This window comes from Brevibacterium sp. VCM10 (assembly GCF_000583215.1).
In the GTDB taxonomy this organism is placed as follows: domain Bacteria; phylum Actinomycetota; class Actinomycetes; order Actinomycetales; family Brevibacteriaceae; genus Brevibacterium; species Brevibacterium linens.
Genome location: NZ_JAJB01000057.1, coordinates 1 through 8,705, shown reverse-complemented (window position 1 = coordinate 8,705; position 8,705 = coordinate 1). Strand labels below are relative to the sequence as shown.

Below are 8,705 nucleotides of genomic sequence, written 5' to 3'. Positions count from 1 at the left end.
GGACATCGGCACCCGTGGTGTTTCGTCTCCCCTCGCCGAGGCGGGCAGACAAAATACAGCGAAGACGTGCCTGTCGGTGGATGCTGAGTCAAACCCCAGACGGGACACCGTCGGCTCACTTCACGAACGCGAAGGGCGGGTGCAGCCCAGCGAGACAAGCCTCCTCAGGACGGAGCCCGGTCGCCGAGGACTTTCCCCGGGTTGAGGTTCTGTCCGGGGTCGGTGGCGCGAAATACGGCATCGACCATGAATGCGCCCGGCTCGCTGATGTCGTCGACGAGCCACGGCTGGTGTTCGGTGCCGACTCCGTGGTGGTGCGACAGGCCTCCGCCGGAGTCGATGAACTCCTGCTGGATGCTGTCCTTGACGTCCTGATACTCCGCCAGCGCCGTGTCCTCATTCGTGTAGGGAATCGCAAAGGTGAAGTACAGGCAGGCGCCGCCGTGATAGCTGTGGGACAGATGGCAGAACATGAATCCCGGTCCGCCCTGCTCACTGCGGGTCTGGCGGAATCGCTCGTGCACCCGAGCATGGACGTTCTTGAGATCTCCCCACGTCACTCCCGTTTCGCAGACATCGCCGAAGACCTTGTAGTTGAGCAGGAAGTCGCGCAGATACGGGGTGTCGAACTTCTTCTGATCGTAGACGTCGCCGGGCCCGGAGCCGAGGCTGATTCCGCCTCGGCGACCGATGAGTTCCTTCACCTCGGCCTTCTCACGTGCCACGCGCTCCTTCGACCCTTCGAAGCAGACGTATGACAGGCACATGCCTTCTGTCGTGTCCCACCCTTTGGACCGCAGGTAGGCGAACAGGGCGTCCTGACCCCGAGCCGCGATCGTTGCCTTCACACCCTTCGGCTCAGAGACCATCGCGAGACTGAACCGAGTCTCGGGCCCGTCTGAGAGACGGGTGAACGCGGGCGTGACCTCGGAACGGGCGATGTCGTGCATGGCCTCGACGCCACTCGCCCAATCGGGGAAGAGGTAGGCAATGACCTGCCGCACCTTCGGCAGCCGATGCACCTGCACCGTGCATTCCGAGATCACACCGAGACGGCCTTCGCTGCCGAGGACCATCTCATGCACCGAGGGACCCGAATCGCGGCCCGGAATGGGCTTGCTCACCATGACGCCACGAGGGTGGACGACACGAAGACCACGCACGATATCTTCGATGTCACCGTACTTGTCCGACTGCATTCCCGATGACCGGGTCGCGGCCCATCCGCCGAGGGTCGAATAGCTGAACGAGTCGGGGAAATGACCCATCGTCCATCCGCGAAGATTGAGCTGCTCCTCGAGGTCGGGTCCATATACTCCGGCTTCGACTCGGGCGAGGCCCGAATACTCGTCGATGTCGATGACTCGACGCATCCTCCCGAGATTCAGCGAGACGATGGGACGCTCCTCATCCGGACTCGGGGTCACTGAGCCGGAGATGCATGAGCCGCCGCCGTAGGGAATGAGCACGAGATCGCGCTCGAGGACGAGAGCGAGGACAGCGGCGATCTCATCCTCGCTGCCGGGGTAGACGACGGCGTCGACGAGGCGGGTGATCGGCTCGTGGCGCACCCGGTAGAGGTCCGGCAGGGAGCGGCCGAACGAATGGATCACGCGCAGTTCGTCGTCGACGCTGACATTGTCCGACTCGACCACGGCGCCGAGCTCGTCGAGAAGCGTCGATGACAGTCGAGACTCAGGTATGGTCAGATCGCTGAGCACCGGGGTGGTCGGCCGCGGAGCATTCCAGAGGTCGAGGCCGACTTTGTCCTTGGCGATGGCAGCGAAGTCGGGTTTGGTCTCCCACCGGAAGTCGACTCCTTCGGCTCCCCAGCCCCACCAACGGTGCCGCTTGACGTCCTGCATTCTCATGGGTTCGCTCATTTCTTCGTCCTTTCCGGCGATTCGACGTGTTCACTGCCGACACCGATGTCATCGGCTCCCGCGGCGAAGAGCTCCGCCACGAGTTGCCGCACCCGCGCGGTGAGTTCAGAAAGCGATTCCTCGTCTCGGGCGGTGACCGGTTCACCGAAAGCCACATGCACAGGTGGCCTGCCCGCCGCCGGCCAGGCAGCGCCTTTGGGCATCGCTTCGAAACCGCCGACGACCGCTGCCGGCACGATGGGAACCGAGGCATCGACTGCCAGCTTGATCGATCCGGCCTTGAAATCAGCGATCGTGCCTGACTTCTGCCGACTTCCCTCGGGGAACAGCAGAACCGGCACACCCGAGCGCAGCAGTGCGCGGGGCAGATTCGCGCTGCCGCGTGATCCTTCGCGATAGATCGGAAACGCGTTGAAGAGCCAGCGGACGAAGAGCCGCTTGTGCCACACGGTGAAGAAGTAGTCGTAGGCGACTCCGGTCGCAAGGAACCGCGACTGCCTGCGCGGCAGGCTCTGCGCGATCATCGGCGCATCGAGGTGTGAGGTGTGATTGGCAATCACTAGGAAGCCTCGGTCGAGCTCGCGCACTCCTGGGGCAATACTCACCGTCGGAGTGATCGCCGAACGGACGAGGCCGCGGAAGAGGACACGTTGGAGGAGGAATCGCAGCGCGGAGCGCGTGCGCGACCGGTACTTCGGCGGCGCCGGCGGGGAGAGAGTGTGATCAGTCATCTCCACTGGTTCGGAGCCGCTGGTGCTTTCGGATGGGCATTCCTCCGAATTTCTTCGACCGGTCGGGCGTTGCCGCCCTACCCCTCCTGCTGCCGTCGAGACGTCAGCACCGCGGACAGACGGTGGATTGCCGGGCGCGGCAGCAGTCGCAGCGTCGACGAGATCACCTTCCACCGCAGCTGCGGCACCGAGATCTTCTTCCCCCGTACGACGTCTCGAAGACATCCCTCCACCAGCTTGTCCGCATCCATCCACAGCAGGTCGGGAATCGATGTTCCGGCGATGCCGGCTCGGGAATGGAACTCGGTGCGCACCCACCCGGGCACCAGGGCGGTCACACTCACCCCGGTACCTGCGGTCTGCACCGACAGCGCCTCGGAGTAGTTCTGCGTCCACGCTTTGATGGCGGTGTAGTTGTTCTGCGTCAGTCCCGCGCTGACAGAGCAGACATTGATGATCCACCCCCGCCCTCGATGCTTCATCGCTCTGGCGGCGGCACCGCCGATGATCAGCACGGCGCGCTGCATCACTTCGAAGCCGCGATCATGTTCGGTGACATCCGTGCTGAGCAGGCTCGAGCGGACCGAGAATCCCGCATTGTTGACCACGATGTCGATCTCGGGGTCCGCACCGGGCTCTTCGATCCGGGCCGCCACGCGGGCCTGGGCATCCCGGCCGGCGAGGTCGGCGACGATCGTCGCGACGTCCACACCGAAATCGCCGCGAAGCTGCTCGGCAAACGACTCCAGGGTGCCGGGGTCCCGGGCGACGAGGACAAGACTGACACCACGTCTGGCGAAAGCGCGGGCGAAAGCCGCACCGATACCCGCAGTGCCTCCGGTGATGAGGGCCACATTCATATTGCTACGATACAGGCATCCAAACACCGGTCCGCACCGAATCAATCGTGTAAACCACGTCCGCGCTTCCACCGAATCGCATTCTCTACCCGATAGGTTTCCGCATGCACGCCAGCCGATACCTCTTGACCGGTGCCACAGGGTTCCTTGGTCAGGCGCTGCTCCAAGCGCTGCTCGAAAGCGACCCGCACGTCGCCGTCACCGCTCTCGTTCGTCCCCGCGGAACCCAGTCGGGACATGATCGTCTGCAGCGGCTGCTCGGCAAGCCGGTCTTCGCGTCCTGGATCGATCGGGTCGGCGAAGAGACCGTGCGTGAGGCCTTCGATTCACGGGTCACGGCCCTCGAGGGAGATCTCGCTGATCTGCCGCCCTTGACCGATCGCTTCGACGTCGTCATCCACTCCGCATCGAGCGTGTCCTTCGACGCTGCTATCGATGAGGCGTTCGACACCAATGTCGGGGGCGTCGAACGACTCTATGCCGCTCTGCGGGAATCGGATCAGAGCCCCCACGTCATCCATGTCTCGACAGCCTATGTCGGAGGCATCGCGAAGGGCCTCGTGCAGGAGTCCCGGCTGCCCCACACCGTCGATCATGGCGATGAGTTCCGGGCGGCCCGGCAGGCCCGGACCAGCGTCGAGTCCGAATCCAGACAGCCCGAGAATCTGAGTCGATTCATCCGCGCAGCCCGCGCTCGAAGCTCTCGGATGGGCCCGAAATCGGTGGCCGCCGGGGCGGAAGCCGCCAGGGAGAGCTATGTGCGGGATCGACTCGTCGAGTTCGGACGCACCCGTGCCCAGTCCCTCGGGTGGACAGACATCTACACCTTCACCAAGGCGCTTGCCGAGCGGATCGGCGAAGAGTGGGCCGCCGAGGGGCATCAGGTCTCGTTCGTTCGCCCGTCCATCATCGAATCCGCGTTCCGTCGACCGAGCCCCGGGTGGATCGACGGCTTCAAGGTCGCTGACCCCCTCATCATGGCCTACGCCAAAGGAAGCCTCTCGGAGTTCCCCGGGCACGCCGATTCGGTGCTCGACATCATTCCCGTCGACTATGTCGTCAATGTCATCCTCGCCCTTGCCGAACAGGGTCCTCTCGAGCGGCAGCCGGCAGAGCACGACAGCAGCTCCGGACAGCCGGATCGAGGTCATTCGGACTACTACCAGGTCGTCTCGGGCACGAGCAATCCCCTGCCGTTCCACCAGTTGGTCGGAACCGTCCGCGAGTACTTCCTCGCCCATCCCCTGCCTGACACAGAGGGGGTTCCCACGGTGGTGCCCGAATGGAGCTTCCCCAGCTCCGAACTCATCGAACAGCGCATCCGGCTGAAGGAACTGGTCACGGGCGTCGGCCGCGAAGTCGTCGAGCGGCTGCCCGCCTCGGCGCGCACACGCGCTCTGACTTCACGGCTGCACAGAACCGACGCCAAACTGAAGTCGCTGCGTCAGTTCGCCGACCTGTACCAGCAGTACACGAAGACAGAGATGATCTTCGATGATGCGAACACGAGACGGCTGCTTGAGCGGCTGCCGGAGGACTGCCCGACCAACCGCAGGTTCGACGTGACCGAGATCGACTGGACGGAATACTTCCAGGACGTCCACATCCCGGCGATCACAGAACTCACCCGCAGCTATTCGCGCAGACGCCGCCAGAGCGAGGCCCCGCCCACTCCGCGTCCCCTGCCGCCGACTTCCGAGGCTCTGGCCGTCTTCGACCTCGACGGGACGGTGATCTCGGCGAACATCGTGCAGCAGTTCGCGGCGGTCGTGCGCGCCACGCAGCCGATCTACAAGTGGCCGGCGATGATGGGAACGATGGCCGGAGTCGTCCCCGGGCTGCTGCGCGCCGAGTACCGCGACCGTTCGGACCTTATCCGCATGGTCAACCGTCGGTATCAGGGCTTCGAACTCGATGAGCTCCGATCGGCCGTCACCGGCCGCCTCGGGCAGACGATCCGCGACTCCATCCGCCCCCAGGCCCGGCAGCTCATCGACGAGCACCGCGCGGCCGGTCACCGAACGGTCCTGCTCACGGGCGCTCTCGACGTCCTCGTCGAACCTCTGGCCGATCTCTTCGACGAGGTGGTCGCAACCCGGATGGACGTCACCGATGACGGTGTTCTCTCGGGGTTCCTCGCGAGCCCTCCGCTGGTCGATGAGGCTCGGGCGAACTGGCTGCGCAAATATGCCGACACCGTGGGTGCCGATCTGGGACGTTCGACCGGCTACGGCGACTCTCTGGGCGACGCCGCATGGCTCGAACTCGTCGGCAGCCCCGTTGCCGTCACTCCGGATCTCGGTCTCTACGGCCTGGCACTGAAGAAGCGATGGAAAGTGATGGAATGGTGACAAGCGACAGAACACTCCACGACCGCCGCGTCGAACATCCGCCCGGGCATGTCAGAGGACGACTGTTCTCCGATGCAGACCATCCCATCGTGCTGCGCACAGCATTCGATGTCGACGACTATCTTGCTCACGCTCGAGGGCGCATCGAATTCGACTCAGAGCGCATCGAGGTGACCGGGGACGTGGCACGCGATCTCGGCTTCCTATGGCGACTGGAGAACTCGGCGCTGGCCGAGACCCGAGCGATGTTCGCCTCCTGGACGTCCAACGAAGCGCGAATCACAGCCTTCGTGACGGGATGGGGCTACGAGCGGTACTGGTTGGCGCGGGCACTGCGCGACATACTCGAAACCACCCTCAGCCCCGAGGACCTTCGCGGGGGCAGGACACGGAGACTGCGCGGAATGTGGGTCGAACGGGGCCTGCCGATCCTCGCACCTGTCGTCGGCGGACTGGTCAAGGAACCTCTCACCGCCGGACACATGGCCAGGCTCGCGATTCAGGAGGCGGGCCTCCAGGCAGCTGAACGAGCAGTGCGGACACGACTCAGCGGTGAAGCCGCTCGCGTCCTGACCGAGATCATCGACCGGCGCGAGGCGATCGTCCGCTTCTTCCGTTCGGAGGCGGTGGCTCGGATCCGACGATCACGGATCGAAGCCCTCACCGCTCGAGCTCACCTCATGCGGCCGTGGGCTCCCCTGCGGATCGTCGGAGTGCCCGAACCGGATGAGGCCAGCGCACTGACAAGCATCTTCGCCTCTGCCTCCGACAGACGACGTCTGATCGACTCGGATGCCGAGATCGGACGGTTCCTGCCGGGGAACCCGCAGCCTTCGATGAACCAAGTGACGGCGGCGCTGCGCTCGACACGCAGAGCCCATGCTCAAGCAGGGAGAAACCATGGCATTTGACTTCGACAAGTACGCCGAGACGTCCGAGGCGGTGAACTGGACCGATCTGGATCTCGATGTGTTCGACGACATGCCCCTGGACAGAGACACTCTCCGGTCAGTGCGATACATGTGCGACGTCGAGTATCACACCACATGTTTCGTCAGGGAGCTGCTCGTCACTCCTTCACACAGCGAGGACGCCACGGCAGCATTCATGACGATGTGGAACCGTGAGGAATTCTGGCACGGAGAGGCATTGGCCGCCGTGCTCGAGAAACACGGGATCCACGTCGATTACGACGAGGTCAAAGCCAAGCGGATGAGCTTGGGGTGGAAACTCGCTCTCGGGCCGGCGAAGCAGTCGGTGCTGTCGAACATGGTCGGCACGGACTTCATCGCCGTGCATATGGCCTGGGGTGCGGCCAACGAACTCTCCGCCACAGCCGGATATCGCAGGATGGCGGCGATGCAGGACCACCCGGTGCTCTCTCCGCTGCTTGAGCGCATCGCCAAACAGGAGACCCGACACGTGGCCTTCTACACGACTCAGGCACGACAGAGGCTCGAGGACAACCCCCGAGCTCAGAAGATCGTGCGCCTGGCCCTGGGAAAGCTGTGGAAGCCCGTGGGCTCAGGGATGATGGACGATGCCGAAGTCAAGCACGTGATGAGTCATCTCTTCCAGGATCACACAGAGGAACTGGACAAGCTCGACAAGAGCGTCCAGAAGCTGCCGGGTCTGGACTCGCTGACCATCTTCCGCGATGCCTTCGCCCGTTTGGGAGTCGGCTGACTGCGGCCCGCTCTGCGAAGGATTTCTCACGTTTCTTCTCCATCCGCCCATCCGAACCGGGCACCGCACCGAATACTCAGTACACAGCGAGCAATGGGGACCACTTCACTGCTGTGGGATCATCCGCATCACTGTTTCTAAGGAGAAGAACAATGAAGACTCTGCTTCGCACACGCACCGCCACCATCCTCTCGGCCGGCGCCATCGGCCTGTTGGCCCTCAGCGGCTGCGGAATGGATTCCGGATCCGGCAGCGAGGACTCCGGCTCGGAGTCGGGCAGTTCCGAATCCCAACCGGCTGACTCGAGCGAGTCCGAGATGCCCGACGAGTCCGGCGACTCCTCCATGGCTGATGCCGACCTCGTCGGCAAGGGCTGCTCGGCCTACGCCGAGGCGAACCCGGACGGGGCCGGATCCGTCGAGGGCATGGGCCAGGACCCGGTGGCCACTGCCGCGTCGAACAATCCGATGCTGACGACCCTGACCAAGGCGGTCTCGGGCGAGCTCAATCCCGATGTCGACCTCGTCGACACCCTCAACGGTGACGAGTTCACGGTCATCGCCCCGGTCGACGACGCCTTCGCCGATGTGCCCAAGGACGACCTCGACGCCCTGGCCAAGGACTCCGACCAGCTGACGAAGGTCCTGACCTACCACGTCATCCCCGGTCAGCTCTCCCCCGATGAGATCGCCGGTGAGCACGAGACCGTCGAGGGTTCGAAGGTGTCCGTGACCGGCGAGGGCGAGGACATGAAGTTCGACGATGCCGGACTGGTCTGCGGCGGAGTCAAGACCGCCAACGCCACGGTCTACATGGTCGACGCCGTGATGATGCCGGAGAAGTGACCGGAACCTCCACAGTGAGAGGGCATCACGATGCAGCGGCCGGGGTCGCCCCTCAGCCGCCCGCAGATCTCTCGTCCGATCGATACTCTGTGAAACGAAGCCCGAGGAGATGAGAACATTGGTGGATGAGCTCAGACGATCCGACGGCGTTTCGACATGGTCCTCCGGGGTCCCCGACCCTCTCCAGACAACAGGCCGCCGGCTCGCCCGACGACAGTTCGGGCGATGCCAGCGGGCGGTTGCTGGTGAGGATCGCCGGGGGTGATGCGGTCGCCTTCGAGCAGCTCTTCACGAACCAGTCGAGCATCCTCATGGCCGTGATCGTCCGGATCGTCAAGAGCCGAACACT

Annotated in this window: 7 protein-coding genes and 1 pseudogene; 5 read left to right on the top strand and 3 right to left on the bottom strand. The window is 64.1% G+C overall.

Translation table 11 applies throughout. The features are described 5' to 3' along the window. Positions 1–164: 164 nt before the first annotated feature. The 3 genes from AD89_RS0115495 to AD89_RS0115485 all read right to left on the bottom strand — a co-directional run bounded on the left by AD89_RS0115495 (position 165) and on the right by AD89_RS0115485 (position 3,474). Positions 165–1,883, bottom strand: coding sequence for an FAD-binding oxidoreductase (locus tag AD89_RS0115495; RefSeq protein ID WP_025780384.1), 1,719 nt, complete (start codon positions 1,881–1,883; stop codon positions 165–167). After that, the gene (locus AD89_RS0115490; RefSeq protein ID WP_081770506.1) at positions 1,880–2,614 is read right to left on the bottom strand and encodes a lysophospholipid acyltransferase family protein; all 735 of its coding nucleotides are present in this window, start codon (positions 2,612–2,614) and stop codon (positions 1,880–1,882) included. Before AD89_RS0115490 ends, AD89_RS0115495 begins: the two co-directional genes overlap by 4 nt. Positions 2,615–2,691: 77 nt before the next feature. Next, positions 2,692–3,474 carry an SDR family NAD(P)-dependent oxidoreductase gene (locus tag AD89_RS0115485; protein ID WP_025780382.1) on the bottom strand — a complete coding sequence of 261 codons (783 nt, stop codon included), beginning with the start codon at positions 3,472–3,474 and terminating at the stop codon, positions 2,692–2,694. Positions 3,475–3,578: 104 nt separating this feature from the next. Between AD89_RS0115485 and AD89_RS0115480 the strand changes: the two genes are divergently transcribed. From AD89_RS0115480 to AD89_RS0115460, 5 genes and pseudogenes are all read left to right on the top strand, one after another. Next, the gene (locus AD89_RS0115480) at positions 3,579–5,825 is read left to right on the top strand and encodes an HAD-IB family hydrolase (RefSeq protein WP_025780381.1); all 2,247 of its coding nucleotides are present in this window, start codon (positions 3,579–3,581) and stop codon (positions 5,823–5,825) included. Continuing rightward, positions 5,819–6,736: a hypothetical protein gene (locus AD89_RS0115475; protein WP_025780379.1), complete on the top strand. Its 918-nt coding sequence runs from the start codon at positions 5,819–5,821 to the stop codon at positions 6,734–6,736. The genes AD89_RS0115480 and AD89_RS0115475 overlap by 7 nt, the downstream gene beginning before the upstream one ends. Next, on the top strand, positions 6,726–7,511 hold the full coding sequence (locus AD89_RS0115470; RefSeq protein WP_025780378.1) for an acyl-ACP desaturase: 786 nt from the start codon (positions 6,726–6,728) through the stop codon (positions 7,509–7,511). The genes AD89_RS0115475 and AD89_RS0115470 overlap by 11 nt, the downstream gene beginning before the upstream one ends. Positions 7,512–7,663: 152 nt before the next feature. Then, positions 7,664–8,356, top strand: coding sequence for a fasciclin domain-containing protein (locus tag AD89_RS0115465; protein WP_025780377.1), 693 nt, complete (start codon positions 7,664–7,666; stop codon positions 8,354–8,356). A gap of 125 nt (positions 8,357–8,481) precedes the next feature. After that, positions 8,482–8,705: pseudogene (locus AD89_RS0115460) on the top strand (sigma-70 family RNA polymerase sigma factor); the annotation flags it as partial.